The organism is Halpernia frigidisoli (assembly GCF_900113805.1).
Classification (GTDB): Bacteria; Bacteroidota; Bacteroidia; order Flavobacteriales; family Weeksellaceae; genus Halpernia; species Halpernia frigidisoli.
Genome location: NZ_FOQT01000005.1, coordinates 61,674 through 78,404 on the forward strand (window position 1 = coordinate 61,674; position 16,731 = coordinate 78,404).

General features: G+C 32.4%; 13 protein-coding genes. 8 read left to right on the forward strand and 5 right to left on the reverse strand.

Translation table 11 applies throughout. The features are described from left to right. Window positions 1-69 precede the first annotated feature (69 nt). Window positions 70-627, reverse strand: a complete 558-nt coding sequence (locus tag BM238_RS12605) for a hypothetical protein (protein ID WP_090081843.1) — start codon at window positions 625-627, stop codon at window positions 70-72. A gap of 252 nt (window positions 628-879) precedes the next feature. On the opposite strand from BM238_RS12605, the gene BM238_RS12610 reads away from it, so the two are divergent. Together BM238_RS12610 and BM238_RS12615 are read left to right on the forward strand one after the other, a co-directional pair. Beyond that, on the forward strand, window positions 880-2,256 hold the full coding sequence (locus tag BM238_RS12610) for a DUF1800 domain-containing protein (protein ID WP_090081846.1): 1,377 nt from the start codon (window positions 880-882) through the stop codon (window positions 2,254-2,256). A gap of 71 nt (window positions 2,257-2,327) precedes the next feature. Continuing rightward, the gene (locus BM238_RS12615; RefSeq protein WP_090081848.1) at window positions 2,328-3,518 is read left to right on the forward strand and encodes a DUF1501 domain-containing protein; all 1,191 of its coding nucleotides are present in this window, start codon (window positions 2,328-2,330) and stop codon (window positions 3,516-3,518) included. A gap of 202 nt (window positions 3,519-3,720) precedes the next feature. Here the strand turns inward: BM238_RS12615 and BM238_RS12620 are convergent, their stop codons facing one another. Both BM238_RS12620 and BM238_RS12625 read right to left on the reverse strand, forming a co-directional pair. Further along, on the reverse strand, window positions 3,721-4,740 hold the full coding sequence (locus BM238_RS12620) for a helix-turn-helix transcriptional regulator (protein ID WP_090081853.1): 1,020 nt from the start codon (window positions 4,738-4,740) through the stop codon (window positions 3,721-3,723). 114 nt (window positions 4,741-4,854) lie between these two features. Then, a complete protein-coding gene (locus BM238_RS12625; protein ID WP_090081856.1) occupies window positions 4,855-5,187 on the reverse strand; it encodes a HopJ type III effector protein in 333 nt (110 codons plus the stop codon). 436 nt (window positions 5,188-5,623) lie between these two features. Here BM238_RS12625 and BM238_RS12630 point away from each other — a divergent pair, with 436 nt between their 5' ends. From BM238_RS12630 to BM238_RS12640, 3 genes are all read left to right on the forward strand, one after another. Then, window positions 5,624-7,012, forward strand: coding sequence for an RtcB family protein (locus BM238_RS12630; RefSeq protein ID WP_090081860.1), 1,389 nt, complete (start codon window positions 5,624-5,626; stop codon window positions 7,010-7,012). An 84-nt stretch (window positions 7,013-7,096) separates the two neighbouring features. Beyond that, window positions 7,097-7,846, forward strand: coding sequence for a nucleotidyltransferase domain-containing protein (locus tag BM238_RS12635; protein ID WP_090081864.1), 750 nt, complete (start codon window positions 7,097-7,099; stop codon window positions 7,844-7,846). Window positions 7,847-7,850: 4 nt separating this feature from the next. Further along, entirely contained in the window at window positions 7,851-8,909 is a 1,059-nt protein-coding gene (locus BM238_RS12640; RefSeq protein ID WP_090082743.1) for a DNA polymerase beta superfamily protein, read from the forward strand. Window positions 8,910-8,956: 47 nt separating this feature from the next. Here the strand turns inward: BM238_RS12640 and BM238_RS12645 are convergent, their stop codons facing one another. Further along, window positions 8,957-10,294, reverse strand: a complete 1,338-nt coding sequence (locus tag BM238_RS12645; RefSeq protein WP_177205472.1) for a cytochrome P450 — start codon at window positions 10,292-10,294, stop codon at window positions 8,957-8,959. Window positions 10,295-10,412: 118 nt separating this feature from the next. Between BM238_RS12645 and BM238_RS12650 the strand changes: the two genes are divergently transcribed. Then, on the forward strand, window positions 10,413-12,641 hold the full coding sequence (locus BM238_RS12650) for an AAA family ATPase (RefSeq protein WP_090081870.1): 2,229 nt from the start codon (window positions 10,413-10,415) through the stop codon (window positions 12,639-12,641). Next, window positions 12,638-13,825, forward strand: a complete 1,188-nt coding sequence (locus BM238_RS12655) for a hypothetical protein (RefSeq protein ID WP_090081872.1) — start codon at window positions 12,638-12,640, stop codon at window positions 13,823-13,825. The genes BM238_RS12650 and BM238_RS12655 overlap by 4 nt, the downstream gene beginning before the upstream one ends. Window positions 13,826-13,859: 34 nt before the next feature. Here the strand turns inward: BM238_RS12655 and BM238_RS12660 are convergent, their stop codons facing one another. Next, window positions 13,860-15,218: an acyl-CoA dehydrogenase family protein gene (locus tag BM238_RS12660; RefSeq protein WP_090081875.1), complete on the reverse strand. Its 1,359-nt coding sequence runs from the start codon at window positions 15,216-15,218 to the stop codon at window positions 13,860-13,862. Window positions 15,219-15,538: 320 nt separating this feature from the next. Between BM238_RS12660 and BM238_RS12665 the strand changes: the two genes are divergently transcribed. Continuing rightward, on the forward strand, window positions 15,539-16,663 hold the full coding sequence (locus BM238_RS12665; protein WP_233741965.1) for an ATP-binding protein: 1,125 nt from the start codon (window positions 15,539-15,541) through the stop codon (window positions 16,661-16,663). Window positions 16,664-16,731 lie beyond the last annotated feature (68 nt).

Below are 16,731 nucleotides of genomic sequence, written 5' to 3' on the forward strand. Positions count from 1 at the left end.
ACAATTCAAAAAAATAAATAAAAAAAACCTTCTCAATCAAATTGAAAAGGTTTTTTAAAAAATACTTAATTAAAGTTTTTTTCCTAATGGAATGTTGTAAGCAACTCCGGCTCCTATTGTTCCGGCGTTGTATTTCTGAGATCCGATCTGTCCTTTATCACCCGTGAAAACTTTCGTGTAGTGAACAAAGAAATTCCAGTCTGTATTGTGATATCCAAGTTCTGGTTTTAAATAAAAACCACCATCCGGTCTTTGGACTGTTGAATTTGAATTTACAAAATCATTTCCTGTTATAAAACCATAACCGACATCAGCACCTGCATAAAAACCAGTTTGCATTGGATAATATCTTAAAAGTAAAGCTGCAGGAATAACTGCAAAATCATTGTTATTATCCTTACCAAAAAACTGATTATAACCAGTTGCAACACCTAAACCAAAACCTGGCGTTACCAAATACTGGTAAGAAAGATCTGCACCTACACTTGCTGAGGCATTTCCATTCGGTACCGTTACACCTGCATTAACACCTACTTTTAGAATATTTGTCATTTTTGCACTTTGTGCTGTTGCAATACCTGCAGTCAATAATCCTAAACCTAAAATTGTTTGTTTGATCATTTTCATAATTATTATTTTAAATTTTAAAAACAAAACTTTAGAAATAATTATGCCAAAAAACCTTCTAAAATTCCATAAAAATTCCTTAAATAATTTTATAGTATTGAATATCATATATTTATAAAAAACATCTATTTTAAAAAGTTAAATACCTGTTTAATTTCATGACAATTATTCTCTTTTCTTTATTTAACGATTATTATAATCTTTTGATTTTAACTTTTTCCATAAACTTCTATCAAAAAGCGAACGATACTTATGGCAGTTTCCACTTTTGAAAAAAACAAACACTTGCTTTCGCGTGCAGGTTTTGGAATACAATTTCACCAGATTGCAGATCTCAGTAAAAAAAGTACTGAAGAATTTTGGTCGCAGATGAATTCAAAAAAATCCTTAAAACCGATTTCCATTGTTTCGCCCGAGGATAATTTAGATTATACAACACTTGCAAAAATGGACGCTAATTCTAAAAAAGAAAAATTGCACAAGAACCGTGAACAAAATATCGGTTTGAACTTGAAATTTTTTAATGAAATGGTCAATTCTGAAAACCAGCTTCAGGAAAAAATGGCGTTCTTCTGGAACGGACATTTTGCGACTCGTGTAATCAATTCTCAATTTAATCAGGATCTTCTAAATATTGTCCGGGAAAATGCGTTGGGAAATTTTGGAGATTTACTTAAAGCGGTTTCAAAATCTCCGGCGATGCTTCAGTTTTTAAATAATCAACAAAATAAAAAAGACCATCCTAATGAAAATTTTGCGCGTGAAGTGATGGAACTTTTCACAATGGGACGCGGAAATTATACAGAAAAAGATGTAAAAGAAGGTGCGCGTGCTTTTACCGGATGGGGATTTCAAAAAAACGGGGTTTTCTTCGCAAGACCATTTTTACATGATTCCGGAAGTAAAACATTTTTAGGCAAAACAGGAAATTTTAATGGCGATGAAGCTTTAGATATAATTCTTTCCCAAAAAGCAACTGCAAAATTTATCACCAGAAAGATTTACAAATTTTTTGTTAATGAATCAATTGATGAGTCAATAGTCGCAGATTTAAGTGAAAAATTTTATGCTTCCAATTATGATATTAAAAAACTGATGACCAATATTTTTACCTCGACCTGGTTTTACGATCAAAAAAATATTGGGGCAAAAATAAAATCACCGATTGAACTGATGGCTGGAATTATACGCATTCTTCCAACAAAAATCGAAAATGCTAAAGGCTTAATTGTTTACCAAAAATTATTGGGGCAAATGTTACTTTACCCACCAAATGTGGCCGGTTGGCCTTCCGGTGAAGCCTGGATAGACAGTTCTACCTTATTTTTAAGAATGCAATTGCCACAAATCTGGAGCGGACTTCGGCCTTTGGACGTTCAGCCAAAAGCTGATGACGATCTGGAAATGGGTATGGGAAATATCGTCCAGAAAAATAAAAATACAGTGAACGATAATTTCACGATCGACTGGCCAAAAGTGGAAGCCGAATTTAAAGGCAGAAATGTCGCCGATATTCTTTTACAGAAAAAAATGAATGGCGACGGTAAATATATCGACCAGTTTTCTGACGGCAGCATTAAAATGACGATCATTAATATAATGAGCGTTCCTGAATTTCAACTTTGTTAATAATTGTGATTTAAAAGATTTTGGTAAAAAACACTCTAAAATCCATCATTTAAAATTTAAAATCCTTTCCCATGATACTTAAAAGAAGAGAATTTTTAAAAGTAAGTTCATTAGCTGCGGCTTCATTTATGTTGCCCAATTTTCTAAAAGCCATGACTTATGAAAATGCCGTGGAAGAACAAAAAAACAGAATTTTGGTTGTGCTTCAGTTCAGCGGCGGGAACGATGGTTTAAATACCATTATTCCGATGCGAAATGATATTTATTTTAAAGAAAGGCAAACAATTTCCATAAAAAATGCATTAAAATTAACAGATGAAGCAGGAATTAATCCAGCCTTAAGTTTCTTTAAAGAACTTTACGACAATGGCGAAATGGCGGTTTTAAACAACGTCGGTTATCCAAATCCAGATAAATCACATTTTAGAAGTATGGACATCTGGCAATCTGCAAGTGACAGCAAAGATTTTGTAGAAACCGGCTGGATCGGGCGTTACCTTGATGAAGCATGCTACAATTGCGATCATCCAACGCAGGCTTTAGAAGTTGATGATATGCTCAGTTTGGCAATGAAAGGTGAAAAAAAGAAAGCATTTGCCTTTAAAGATCCTAAAAAAATGTACGATACAAGTAAGGAAAAATATTTTAAAACTCTGGCTGAAAACCACAATCACGACGGGGAAACGGTTGATTATCTTTACCAAACTTTAGGCTCTACGATAAATAATGCCGGTTATATTTTTGATAAAAGCAAAGCGAAAAGTACGACGGAAGATTATCCAAAATCGGCGCTCGGTAAAGATTTTAAAACCGTCGCTTCTTTGATAAAATCTGACATTAATACCAAAGTTTATTATTTGCAGGTTGGAAGTTTTGACACGCATATCAATCAAAACCAAAGACAGGAAAAATTATTTGGTGACATCAATGACGCAGTGAAAGCTTTTGTGGCAGATTTGAAAAAAAATAATCTTTTTGATCAGGTTTTATTGATGACTTTCTCAGAATTCGGTCGCCGAGTTTCTCAAAATGCGAGTAACGGAACAGACCACGGAACGGCGAACCAAATGTTTTTCCTTTCTGGCGGATTAAAGAAAAAAGGTGTGTTGAACGCACTTCCAGATTTGCAAAACCTCAACGATGGCGATCTCATTTATACCGAAGATTTTAGAAAAGTTTACGCAACAGTTTTAAAAAACTGGCTAAATGCAGATTCTACAAAGATTTTAGGCTGGAAAAATGGCGTTTATGATTTTGTGTAAATAAAATAAGCCTCAAAAATTTAAGGCTTTTTTATCTTAAAGCGTTTTTGCTGGCAACGCTTTTTGTTTCGGACCTGTTATTCTTTTCATGATGTATCCCAAAACGATTGGTGCGACCCAAACTAAAAGTCTTCTATATAATGCTTTTTTCATTTTAATTGTTTTTTAATTAATTTGGGTATTTGCAATTTATTTGCCAAAATCATTTCAAATTGTCCATCTCTTTTCCTGTATAATTCTCATTCGCCAATTTCAAACTTCTAACAATATTTTTCTTTAATTTTTTTGGTGAAATAACAGTAATAAACTCCCCCATTCCTAAAATCATTCTTTCCAATTCAAAGTTTAATTGCACGCAGATCTTGAATAAAACGCCCTTTTCATTATCCTCTAAAATAACCTGAGAATGGTGAAAAGGTTTTGTTTTAACGTACGGCGCATGTTTATGAGTGACCAAAAAAATGACGTTTTGAGGTCTTTGCGTATCGGAAACCGTCGCACCAATTACTTCCCCGAAATACCTATCAGCATTGAAATCTTTGTCAATGTAAACTGTTTTTTCGTCCGCCAGAATTTCTTCAATTCTGTCCAAAGCGAGATTTAAAATGTTGTTTTTCGTAAAACAAATCAAAAACCAGCGGTTGTTATATTCCTTCAACAATTGAGGATGAACGGTCATATAATTGGCTTCTCTTGCTTTAAAACTTTTGTATAAAATCCTTAAAACTTTCTTATTTAAAATACTTTCGTACAAAACATCAATATATTCCAAACCCCGCAACTGGTCGTTTTTATCCAGATGTATAATCGATTTTTGATGCGTCGAATGAATCGAATTTTCCAGTTTTTGTATTACGCCATTCATATCCTTAAACATCGAAAAATCCTTGAATTGCTTCAAGATCTGAACTGCATTATTCATCGTTTTCAGGTCATTTTCTGTCACAGAAATTTGGTGAATACTGTAATCCGGATCAGAGTAGCGGTAAAATTTTCGCTCATAAACCTCAATTGGTGCTTCATAACCAAACTTTTCACTGCGCATATTTTGCAGATCAAGTTGCACCGTTCGCCTGCTAACAAAAGATTCTTTGCCTTCAAACTCAAACAATGCCTCGGAACATTCTTCCATCAGATCTTCCAAAGAATATTGTTTATACTTGTTCTTTAGACATTTATCTAAAGTTTTATAGCGAATTAAAGCATTTTTGTTAGATGACATTTTTTAAATTTTATTTGGGCGCCTTTATCGGTCTTCCGTTCCCAATATTTTTTTCAAATGCAAAAAAAGGATTTCCACTCAAGCTGGGGCGCAAACTCGTTTTTAAAATCAAAACTATTTTTTGCTCAAAGCGTCACCTTCAAATGAAATTCCGTCCCAGCCAAATTCCATAAAATTCCTGATATTTTGATGATCATTTGCTTCGGGATTTCCCAAAACATCTTTTCTGTAAAAAGCACCAAAAAGCGAAAGCGTTTCGTATTTGGTTAAATTTTTCAATTTCGCAAAACTGAAAACTTTACACGAGCCATGATTTTCATTGGCTTCATTCACTGTTTTTCCATTTGTGAATTTTGTTGGCGTAAAATCATAATTCTCATCTATGAATGCGATGACTTCCTTAAATTCAATAGTTTCTGGTGAATTTTTTAGTTGTTCTAAAATCATTTTTTTTATTTTATAATCTAAAATTTTTTTTCGGTTTTATTATTCTAATATCAATAGCATCGGGCTTTAGCCCGATTTGAAGGATAATCAAATATAGGCTTTAGCCAAAACTTACGGAACATTTCGGCTAAAGCCAATACCTCAATTCAATTATCATAACGGGCTAAATCCCATTCCTATTGATATCTGTTTTAAAAAATTAAACTAATGTAATTTTAGATTACTCCAAAACAAAAGTTTTTTCAAAAATAATTAAAAATAATTTAACTACGCAAAAACATTGCGCACTTGCGTATTTACTTTGCACTATCAAATAACAACAACTGTTATTAAAAAACAAAAACCGCAGCCCGACTTAAGTGGAAATCCTTTTTTTGTATTTTAAAAAAAGATTGGGAACGGAAGGCGGAAATGTCTGCCATAAAAAAATAAAATTATGAAAACAATTACAGGAAACGAGTTAATAGAATTAGGATTTAGACCGGGGAAATGGTTTACAGAAGCCTTGGAATTTATCAACACAAACGAAATGTCAGACATTGAAATGCAGGATTATTTGGAACAATTTAGAGATCCGGAACCAATGCCGCTTCAGGACGGCGTAGATTTTATTGTCAACATTCGCGCAGATAACGAAAGTGAAAATGACAATTTGGAAAAAGTTTTGAAAACGATGACGAAATTGATGAAAACGCCGACTTTAACTACTGGCGCAATTATGCCAGATGCCTGTCCAACGGGTCCGGAAGGTCATATTCCGGTCGGTGGAATTGTAGTTGCAAAAAACGCGATTCACCCGGGATTTCACTCCGCAGATATTTGTTGCTCCGTCATGTTGACCGATTTTGGAAAAATTGATCCAAAAGAAGTTTTAGATGCTGCACATTCCATCACGCATTTTGGATATGGCGGCAGAGAAAGAGGCGCGCAGATGCCGATGTCAGAGGAATTAATGGCAGGTTTTAGAGAAAATTTTTTCTTAAAGGAAGAGCGCTTAATTAGCATCGCAAGATCTCACATGGGAACGCAAGGCGACGGAAATCACTTTTTATTTGTCGGAACTTCCAAAAATACGGGAAACACAATGTTGGTGACGCACCACGGTTCCAGAGCGCCAGGCGCAATTTTGTACGACAAGGGAATGAAAGTAGCGGAAAATTTTAGAAAAATATTATCACCAGAAACTTTGAAAGAAAACGCGTGGATCCCTTTCGAAACCGAAGAAGGCGAACAATATTGGGAAGCCTTGCAATTGATCAGAAAATGGACGAAAGAAAACCATGAATCTATTCATAATGCGACTTTAGAGAAGTTAAAAACAGAAAAATTAGACAGATATTGGAATGAGCATAATTTCGTATTCAGAGACGGAGATTTATTCTACCATGCCAAAGGAGCGACGCCGTTGGACGACAAATTTTTACCGGACATCACAGGTCCAAGATTGATCCCTCTGAATATGGCAGAACCTGTGTTGATCGTGCGTGGAGCCACGAACGGTAGAAATTTAGGTTTCGCTCCTCACGGTGCAGGAAGAAATTTCAGCCGTACGCAACACAAAAAATCTTTGGCACACAAAACCATCGACGAAGTGTTTGAAGAAGAAACAAAAGGTCTCGATATCCGTTTTTTTTCTACTGATATTGATATTTCTGAATTGCCAAGCGCCTACAAAAATGCGCAAAACGTGAGACAGCAAATTGAAGATTTTGGTCTTTGTGAAGTAATCGATGAAGTTTTGCCTTACGGTTGCATTATGGCAGGCGATGTGCAGAAAAATGCGCCCTGGAAAAAGAAGAAGAAAAAGTTTTTTGTGAAGAAATGATTTTTTCAAAAATTTGATAATGAACATCTACCTTAAAAAAGGTTTGATGTTCTTTTTTAAATTAAATTCTTAAATTTAAAAAATATGAAAACAAAAATAATAGATAAACTTGAATCTCTTGAAAAAGAGAAAAACATAAAAATACTTTTGGCGATAGAATCCGGCAGTCGTTCCTGGGGATTTGCTTCTCCAGATAGCGATTATGACATCCGTTTTATTTACAAAAATCCAACAGATTGGTATCTATCACCTTGGGAAAAGAAAGATACTTTAGAATTTATGACCGAAGATGATTTAGACGGTTCTGGTTGGGATTTAAAAAAAGTTTTTCAATTGTTACTAAAATCAAATGTTCCTCTTTTAGAACATTTATATTCTTATATTTTTTATGTGAAAAACGACAAGTTTTTAGAGTTAATGAAACCTTTAGCAAAAAATGCATTTTCGCCAATTTCGGTTGTTTTTCATTATTTGAGTATGAGTAAAAAATATCTGGAAAGTTGCAACAAAAATGAAGTGAAACTGAAAGATTATTTTTACTGTTTACGAACCACTTTAGCCTGCAAATGGGTGATCGAAAAAGATAGTTTTCCACCAGTTAATTTTCATGAAATGCTGGATTTATTGCAAAATGAAATTCTTGAAAAAGTGAACAAACTTCTAGTCTTGAAATCTGAAAATGGTGAAAAATATTATCATCCGAACGATTGGGAACTTTTTGATTATTTAAAAAATGAAATAGAAATCATTTCTGAAAAAGCGAAAAGTTTAAGTGCAGGAAGTTTTGATAAAATAGAAGCAGAGAAAGTCTTTGTAGAAATATTAAATTTGTAAAATGTTGACAATAAAATATTTAAAAGAAAACAAACTCATCCTTTTCGAAGCAATTTCCGGAAGCCGCTCTTTTGGATTGACAACAGAAAATTCTGATACAGATATCAAAGGTGTTTATTATTTACCGAAAATAGATTTTTTTGGTTTAAATTATATCCCTCAGATTTCCAATGAAACCAATGATGAAGTTTATTATGAAATTGGAAGATTTGTAGAATTATTACAGAAAAATAATCCGAATATTTTGGAAATTTTGGCGACTCCTGAAGATTGTATTTTGCATAAAGATCCTTTGATGGATTTGCTAATTCCAGAAGATTTTTTATCTAAATTATGTAAGGACACTTTTGCAGGTTATGCGATTTCACAAATCAGAAAAGCAAAAGGGCTCAACAAAAAAATACTAAATCCTGTCGAAAAAGAAAGAAAATCACTTCTTGATTTCTGTTATAGTTTAGAAAATAACGGTTCAGTTTCTTTAAAAAAATGGCTTGTAGAAAATGGAAAGAGTCAGGAAAAATGTGGACTGATAAACATTGACAATACCAAAGGAAATTTTGCCCTTTTCTACGATGAAACTGCAACTTTAGGCTACAGAGGAATTATCCAGAATGAAGAATCTAATCAGGTTTCTTTATCTTCAATTCCAAAAGGTGAAAAATCGCTTGCGTATCTATTTTGCAATCTTGATGCTTACTCAGTTTATTGCAAAGATTACCGGGAATATTGGAAATGGGTTTCGGAGAGAAATGAAGACCGCTACAACGTGAACCAAAACCACGGACAAAATTATGACAGTAAAAATATGATGCACACAATTAGGCTTTTGCAATCTTGTGAAGGTATTTTTAAGAATAATACTTTGAAGATAAAAGTAGAAAACCGGGAAGAATTATTAGATATAAAAGCCGGAAACTGGTCTTATGAAAAAGTGATGGAAAAAGCAGAAGATTTAATAAAATCAATTGATTATTACCATTCCATTTCCAAACTTCCGGATTTCCCAAATCTTGAAAAAACAACGAAAGTTTTAATTGAGATCAGAGAAAAGTTGTACAGTTAAACCACCGAAATTTCGGTGGTTTTTTTATTTCGTTAAATGCTCTATTTTTAATTTTCAAAATTATTCAAAACAATCTTCCCTCTCAATTCCACCGGCCTTAAAGTGATCAACGCAATAGTTTTCATTTCTTTCGTCTCAATTTCCAACTGGTGTTTTTTATAAAACAATCTTAAAAAAAGGATCATTTCCATAAAGGCAAAATGTTCGCCGATGCAGTATCTCGCGCCATTTCCGAAAGGGAAATACGGTTTGCTTTTAATATCTTCCTCTTCAAATCTTTCCGGAAGAAAAGATTTAGGCTGTTCCCAATCTACCGGATTTCTGTGCATATCGTAAAGCAAAAATTCTACGATCGTTCCTTTTTCCCAGGAAAAATCTTTAAAAGAATCATCTTCCAAAGCCACTCTATCAATGATCCACGCGGGTGGATACAATCGCAAAGCTTCTTTGATGATCGTCATTGTTTTAGAATTCCCGAAAAGTGTTTTTAAAGATAAAAAATCGCCGCCCAGATCGTTGATCTCCTTTACTAATAATTGCTTTTCGCTCTCATTATTTTCAATTAAAAACAAGGTAAAAGCCAGCGTATTGGCAGAAGTTTCGTGGCCGGCAACGAAGAGGATGATGATCTCGTCTATCAACTGTTCCATCGCCATTGGCTCGCCGCTGTCTTCGTATCTCGACTGCAAGAGATTTTGCAGAATATCATTAAAGTCACCCGTTTCACTTTGTCTTTTCAGAATGATTTCCCGGAAAACAACGCGCATTTCATCCGACAGTTGAAGGTGTTTTTTCAGTTGTCCCGAGACTTTATACCACGACATCAAAAATGGTTTTCGCACTTCTTTGATGAACATTTTCTGGATCTCCGTAATAGAACCCGAGATCCTCAGGATCTGATCATAGTCGATAGAATTTCCGAATAAAGTTTTCGCTATAATATTAAAAGTGAGACTGTTGGTCATCTTATAAAGATCGATCGTTTCATTTTTGATCTGATCTTCAATCGTGGCTTTTATTTCATCCACCATCGTTTGATGCAGCAATTCTATATTTTTAGTGCTAAAATTCGGCTGCACGAGGCGGCGCTGTTTCAGCCAGTTTTTGCCCGTATTAGTCAGTAAACCTTTACCTAGATATTTGCCTAAAACATGGGTTTGAATAGCAGATTTCTCATAATTCTTTTGATTTTTGCGCATCACGTAATCGAACAGTTCGGGATCGCGGCTAAAGACAAAACGCTTATTCACCAAAAAAGAATTCAAAGTATAGGTATTTCCCAGTTCCCGAAAATTTTGAGAAATAATGGCGATCGGATCGCTGTTCAACTTCAACAGGGTTTTCCAGATATTTTTTTCGCTAACTTTTGGTGGATAATTGTACACAGTTGGGTTTTGTATTTGAAGCGAAATTACGGGAAAAATTTTTTGATGGGAAATTTACGATTAAGGTAAACCGTATTTTTTTTTGATTATTATTCATAAATTTAGAGAAAACTAAAATATGAACTTTAAATTAATTGCAATAAGACCGTTAAAAGGTTGCGATGAAAAATTTCTAAAAAATTTACAGATAGATCGTTTTTATCAGTTTGGGAATGATTTCGATTTCTCAGAATTTCCAATAATTCTTGACAATAGAAATATTAACACTCATAAAACTATTTCAGAACTTTACAATCAAGAAATAAACTGTGGTTTACATGGAAAAAAAGATTTGAATATAAGTATATCAGCAATTGTTGGAAAAAATGGAAGCGGTAAAAGTAGTTTAATGGAATTAATTTACGTAACATTTTTTAAAATATCAAGAATAATTAAAATCATAGAGGATGAAGAGTTAGAAGAAACTCCTAAAATAAGTAAAACCGATGATTTGATGTTTTCCGCAGAATTGAGAGCAACTGCTATTTTAATTGAAGAAAATTTTGAAAATAAAGATTTCAATTTAAATGATGATTCGCATTTAAAGTACAAATACAATTCTCTATTTTATGAATTACACAAGAGGGTAGAGAAAAAAGAAATAATTGATTATGACAAAAATACAAATGATTTACACATTGAATTATTTTATGAAATAAACGATGTTAATTACGTACTTAAATTGCATGATAACAATTGTAATTTAATAACTTATAAATCTGAAGATGGTGAATTAAAAATAATTGACGATTTTAAAATAAAAACCAAGGGTGATTTCAAAATAGTATCTGGTTTATTTTTCTATAATCTTGTTATCAATTATTCTATCTATGGTCTAAATTCTAAAGATTCAGGATTGTGGATTGAAAAACTTTTCCATAAAAATGATTCATATCAAACGCCAATAGTTTTAAATCCATTTAGAAATGATGGAAACATTGATATAAATTCTGAAAACTACTTAGTTAAGTCAAGGCTATTGGCACTAATATTCGCAAAAGATGTCAACAATAAAACTATAGCAGAAGGTAAAGAAATTAAAAGAATAAAATTAAAATTTATTGACAAAAAACTATCAGATACTTTAGTTTATTGGGAATATTTTTGTTCAATTTTTTTTCCCAAACTCTACACATATTTTTTTACTGATCCAATAGATGGAAAAATGCCAGATTTAAATACACTTGATTATTCTACTTTTGTAATTAAAAAAGGAAAAATTTACAAAAAAACTTTAGAATACATTTTAAAAAAAATTGATAATATTGCTGAAAGGTATCCAACTTTTAAAAAATTTATTGCAGTAAAAGATGATGAATTTTTCAATAAAGAACTCGAAAATGAATTGATCGTAGATATTTTTCAAGATCGAAGCCATATCTCTTTAAAGATTAAACAAGCGTTAAACTTTTATCACTTTCAAAATTATGTAGATGACAATATTCTTAATGTAGAAGAAACATTTTCAATTGATGAATTGCAAGAAAAAATAAATTCTTACACTCACGGTTCTGATTTTGTGGATTTAATAGAATTCATACCGCCGCCATTTTTTGAAATTGAATTGTTCTTTAATACAGTTAATGATAATAATAATTTTTCAAATTTAAGTTCTGGTGAAAAACAAAAGATTTACAGTTTAAATTCAGTAGTGTATCATTTAAGAAATTTACTATCTGTAAATAAAAATCCGAAGAAAAAAGAATTAATTGTCTACAATAATTTTAATATTATTCTTGATGAAATTGAATTATATTATCATCCAGAATTACAACGAACATTCATTTTTGATTTAATTGAATATATCAGAAAAATTGATTTTGAAAATCGATATTCAGATTGTATTCCGAATGTGAATATTATTTTCATAACACATTCCCCTTTCATTTTATCAGATATCCCGAAGCAAAATATTTTATTTTTAGACATTAATAAAAAAACAAATAAATCTCAACCTCAAATTTATGATCAAAATAACACTTTTGCTGGTAACATACATGAAATGCTAACCAACGGATTTTTTCTTGAAAGTACAAAAGGAAAATTTGCAATATCAAAGATAAATGAGTTTTTAGATTTTTATAAGAAAAAAGAAGATTTAATTGACAGTGATTTTCTAAATCAGAAAGAGTATTTTAAAAGCATAATACAAATGGTTGGGGAAGATTACATCAGAAAAATATTGCAAAATCAATTTGATGAACTCGATAAAATGTTTAATCCAAAATATTTAATAGAAAAACGAAGAGAATTAAGAGAAGAAATAGACAAAATTGATGAACAAATTAATTCAAAATCTTCACAATGAGAAAAATAAAATATCCTTACAAAAACGATTTTGAAAAACAGAAGTTTAATAATACTTATTATAATCTCATTAAATTAAAATTAGATGAAAAAAAAATTAATTTCATATTAAAAAAGATTGATAAAGATTATAGTTTGAAAAAAATTCTAATTAGTGATTTTTCTGAACTTATAATTATTCAAGATAAAGTAAGAAAATCATTGCAAAGAAAAAATTTAGAATCATTTTTTAAATCTGGAATAAAAAATAAAATAAAATATACTTACGAAACATTTCAAAAATCAATTTCAGGTTTTTTCATGGATAATGGTATTGATTTGCAATCGTGCCATTATTGTAATGTTGATTATGTTAACACATTTGAAGAGCATTACCAATTTAGTTCAACTGAGGAATTTATTTCAAAAGCACCTAAAGAAGTTCTGGGATTAGTTGATGAAATTTCAGATAAAACAGCGAAAGAAATTATTAACAAGAGATTACCAAATATTATTATTAATGACCTAAAACCACTATTGGGACCAAGAGTTTATGCAAAATTATTTAAACTTTGGAATTCTTCAAATTTAAAAAATTCTGCAAATGTTGATTTAAAAAACATCGTAATAAAAAGAAATCATTACACCTTAGATCATGTTCTACCAAAAAATGAATTTTCGTTTCTTTCATTAAGTCTTTATAATTTAGTCCCTTCATGTTATTCCTGCAATTCTAAATTCAAACATATCAAAGAATTTACTGTTAATACTGAACTTGCAAAACTTTGTCCTACATCGGACAATTTCGAACTTGATAAACTTTTTAAATTCAAAATAAATTTTGACGTTAATGATAAAGACTTTGAAATGAAAATTAGCCAAGTTAAGCAGATTGATGATGTTGAAGTAAAAATTGAAAATATTCACTCAGAGGATGGTGTTGATGAGTTTTTAGAAATCTTCAAAATCAAATCAAGATATGAATTCCATAAAAATATTTCATTTGATTTGATAGAAAAAAGAAAAGATTATTCAAATTCCCAACTGATTGAAATTGAAAATATTTTTGCAGAAAAGGGGATAATGATTGATACACAAACTTTCAAAAAACAAATTTTCGGTTCAATAATTTATGAAAAGCAAGACACAAATGCGCCTTTTGAAAAATATAAAAAAGACATTGCTACACAACTAGGATTAATTTGAAATAATATTATAATAGAAAAAAATGTTTTCATTTCTAAACAAACGCACTAAACCCAGTAATACTTCTACCGACAATTAAAGAATTAATTTCTTTCGTGCCTTCGTAGGAATAAATGGCTTCGGCATCGGCGACAAATCTGGCGACGTCGTATTCCAGCAAAATGCCGTTGCCACCGAGCACTTCGCGGGCACGGGAAACAATATCGCGGGTCCTCATGGTGCAGAATACTTTGGCGAGAGACGCGTGTTCGTCTTTTAAAATACCTTCATCCTGCATTTCAGAGAGACGGAAAACCATGGTTTGCATGGCCGTAAGATTAGAAAGCATTTCTACCAAATGTCCTTGTATCATCTGGAAAGATGCAATGGGTTTCCCAAACTGTTCGCGGGTTTTGGTGTACGCCAAAGCACTTTCGTAAGCGCCTCTTGCGCAACCGGTCGCCATCCACGCCACGCCGGCGCGTGTCATTCGCAACACATTTCCGGTATCTTTGAAAGAGTTGGCGTGTTCCATTTTATTTTCATCGGAAATGAAACAATCGGTTAAAGTGATCAAACCATTTTGAACAATCCGAAGTGCCATTTTTCCTCTAATTTTTTCTACTTTAAAACCGGGATTGTCTTTTTCTAAAATAAAACCTTTCACTTCGCCATCGTCCAAACTTCGCGCCCAGATGATAATGACATCCGCAAAAGTGGCATTGCCGATCCATTTTTTTTGTCCGTTTAATATCCAGCCGCCTTCGGTTTTCTTACAGGTAGTCGTTAAACCGCCTGCTGCGCCAGAACCAACTTCGGGTTCCGTTAAACCAAACGCGCCAATTTTATCAAACTTTTGAAGTTGTGGCAACCACTTTTCTTTCTGCGCTTCTGAGCCGCAAAGGTAAATGGAACCCATCGTCAAACCGGATTGCACACCAAAGAAAGTCGCCACCGAAGCATCAACTCTCGCCATTTCCATAGCCAAAACGCCTTCCATTAAAAAGGGCAAACCCGGACAACCGTAACCTTCGTAAGTCACGCCGCAAACATTGAGTTTTTTAAACTTTTCAATAATTTCAAAGGGAAAAGAATCGTGCAGCCAATGGTCATTCACCAAAGGTTTGACTTCATTTTCCATAAAGTGACGCACTTTCATCTGAATTTCTTTTTGTTCTGGCGTCAAAGTTTCGAAAACATCGTAGAAATCCCCGTCTACAGGCGGAAGTTCTTTCTTCTTTTTCTCCGGATCGATGGCGCGCATCAGCATTTTTATTTGCTTATCGTTCATTTTAGAAAAACCTTCCATCATTTTTGGAAGATCTACTTTCCCGGATATTTTGGAGAGTTCATCAAGATCAATAGATTTGAATATTTCAATCGCGTTTCTGACTTTGGAAAAAAGGTTTGACATAAAATTTTATTTGAATAAAAAGGTACGGAAAAGTTTTGAAGTTGAATTAGAGCGATTGTTAAAATTGAAATAAATTTTTAACGCAGAGAACACAGAGGTTTGTGACAATTATTTTGATTTGAGTTCGCGGAGGCGTTGCACCTAGCGGAGTTTAAAAAAAGTATTATTCGAAATCTGAACTTGTTTATATTCTTAAGTTTTTAAAAATGATTTATAATTTCAATTAAAAGTAAAATCGGTGAATTGATTCACCAAATTAATAGATATTTGGTGAATCAATTCACCGATTATTGCTATATTTGGTGAATAGAAAATATATTATGATGATAAAAAGAGCCATTGATTGTAAGATTGAAAGCAAATTATTCAAAAAAAAAGCAATTATCATTATTGGAGCAAGACAGATTGGTAAAACTACAAGTATCAATAATGTTTTGCAAGACAAAGAAAATTTGCTGTTTCTAAATGGTGATGATCCTGTAGTACGTGAAATGTGGAGCAACATAAATACACAACAAATTAAAAATTTAATTGCCGGAAAAAAATACATTTTCATTGATGAAGCGCAAAGAATTCCAAACAGTGGCTTAACTGCAAAAATAATTGTCGATATTTTTCCTGAAGTACAACTCATCATGAGTGGATCTTCTGCTTTTGATTTAAAAAATTCTCTATCCGAAAGTTTAACTGGCAGAAAATCGGAATATGAAATGTTTCCCGTAACATGGCAAGAATTAGAAGCAACTTATGGCTATCTGGAAAGCCAACAACAGTTAGAAATACGCTTGCTATATGGAATGTACCCGGAAATCATCACCAATCCTGGTGAAGAAAAGGAGCGTCTAAAATTATTGACAGACAGTTATTTATACAAAGATATTTTATCATTTTACAACATCCAGAAACCCCAGGTTTTAGAAAATCTTTTAAAGGCTCTTGCTTTGCAAATGGGAAGTGAAGTTTCTCTAAATGAATTGGCCAATCTTTTAAAAATTGATAAAAATACAGTGAAAACCTATATCGAAATTTTAGAAAAAAGTTTTGTGGTATTCACTTTATCGGGTTTTAATAGAAATATCCGCAATGAACTGAAACAAGCAAGAAAAATATATTTTTGGGACAACGGCGTGCGAAATGCTTTGATAGGGAATTTCAGCCCTTTAGAATTACGTGTGGACAAAGGCGCACTTTGGGAAAACTTCTTAATTTCCGAAAGAATGAAAAAAAATAATTATGAAAACCCTTACACCAAAAGTTATTTTTGGCGCACCACTTCTCAGCAGGAAATAGATTATGTAGAAGAAACCGCCGGTAAAATCTCTGCCTTTGAAATAAAATGGAACGAAAATGCAAAAATAAAGGCAAACACTAATTTTAAAGAAACTTATAAAACTACAATTGAAATCCTTTCTCCGAAAAATTTTCGGGATTTTTTAGTAGAATAATTGCACTAAAACATAAATGTAGAAAACAAAAAAACTCCCGAATAAATCGGGAGTTTCTATTATAAAAA

Bases quoted from the DNA above. Each gene is read 5' to 3' on its own strand.
- BM238_RS12605 (WP_090081843.1), bottom strand. From the start codon at position 627: ATGAAAATGATCAAACAAACAATTTTAGGTTTAGGATTATTGACTGCA.
- BM238_RS12610 (WP_090081846.1), top strand. From the start codon at position 880: ATGGCAGTTTCCACTTTTGAAAAAAACAAACACTTGCTTTCGCGTGCA.
- BM238_RS12615 (WP_090081848.1), top strand. From the start codon at position 2,328: ATGATACTTAAAAGAAGAGAATTTTTAAAAGTAAGTTCATTAGCTGCG.
- BM238_RS12620 (WP_090081853.1), bottom strand. From the start codon at position 4,740: ATGTCATCTAACAAAAATGCTTTAATTCGCTATAAAACTTTAGATAAA.
- BM238_RS12625 (WP_090081856.1), bottom strand. From the start codon at position 5,187: ATGATTTTAGAACAACTAAAAAATTCACCAGAAACTATTGAATTTAAG.
- BM238_RS12630 (WP_090081860.1), top strand. From the start codon at position 5,624: ATGAAAACAATTACAGGAAACGAGTTAATAGAATTAGGATTTAGACCG.
- BM238_RS12635 (WP_090081864.1), top strand. From the start codon at position 7,097: ATGAAAACAAAAATAATAGATAAACTTGAATCTCTTGAAAAAGAGAAA.
- BM238_RS12650 (WP_090081870.1), top strand. From the start codon at position 10,413: ATGAACTTTAAATTAATTGCAATAAGACCGTTAAAAGGTTGCGATGAA.
- BM238_RS12655 (WP_090081872.1), top strand. From the start codon at position 12,638: ATGAGAAAAATAAAATATCCTTACAAAAACGATTTTGAAAAACAGAAG.
- BM238_RS12660 (WP_090081875.1), bottom strand. From the start codon at position 15,218: ATGTCAAACCTTTTTTCCAAAGTCAGAAACGCGATTGAAATATTCAAA.
- BM238_RS12665 (WP_233741965.1), top strand. From the start codon at position 15,539: ATGATGATAAAAAGAGCCATTGATTGTAAGATTGAAAGCAAATTATTC.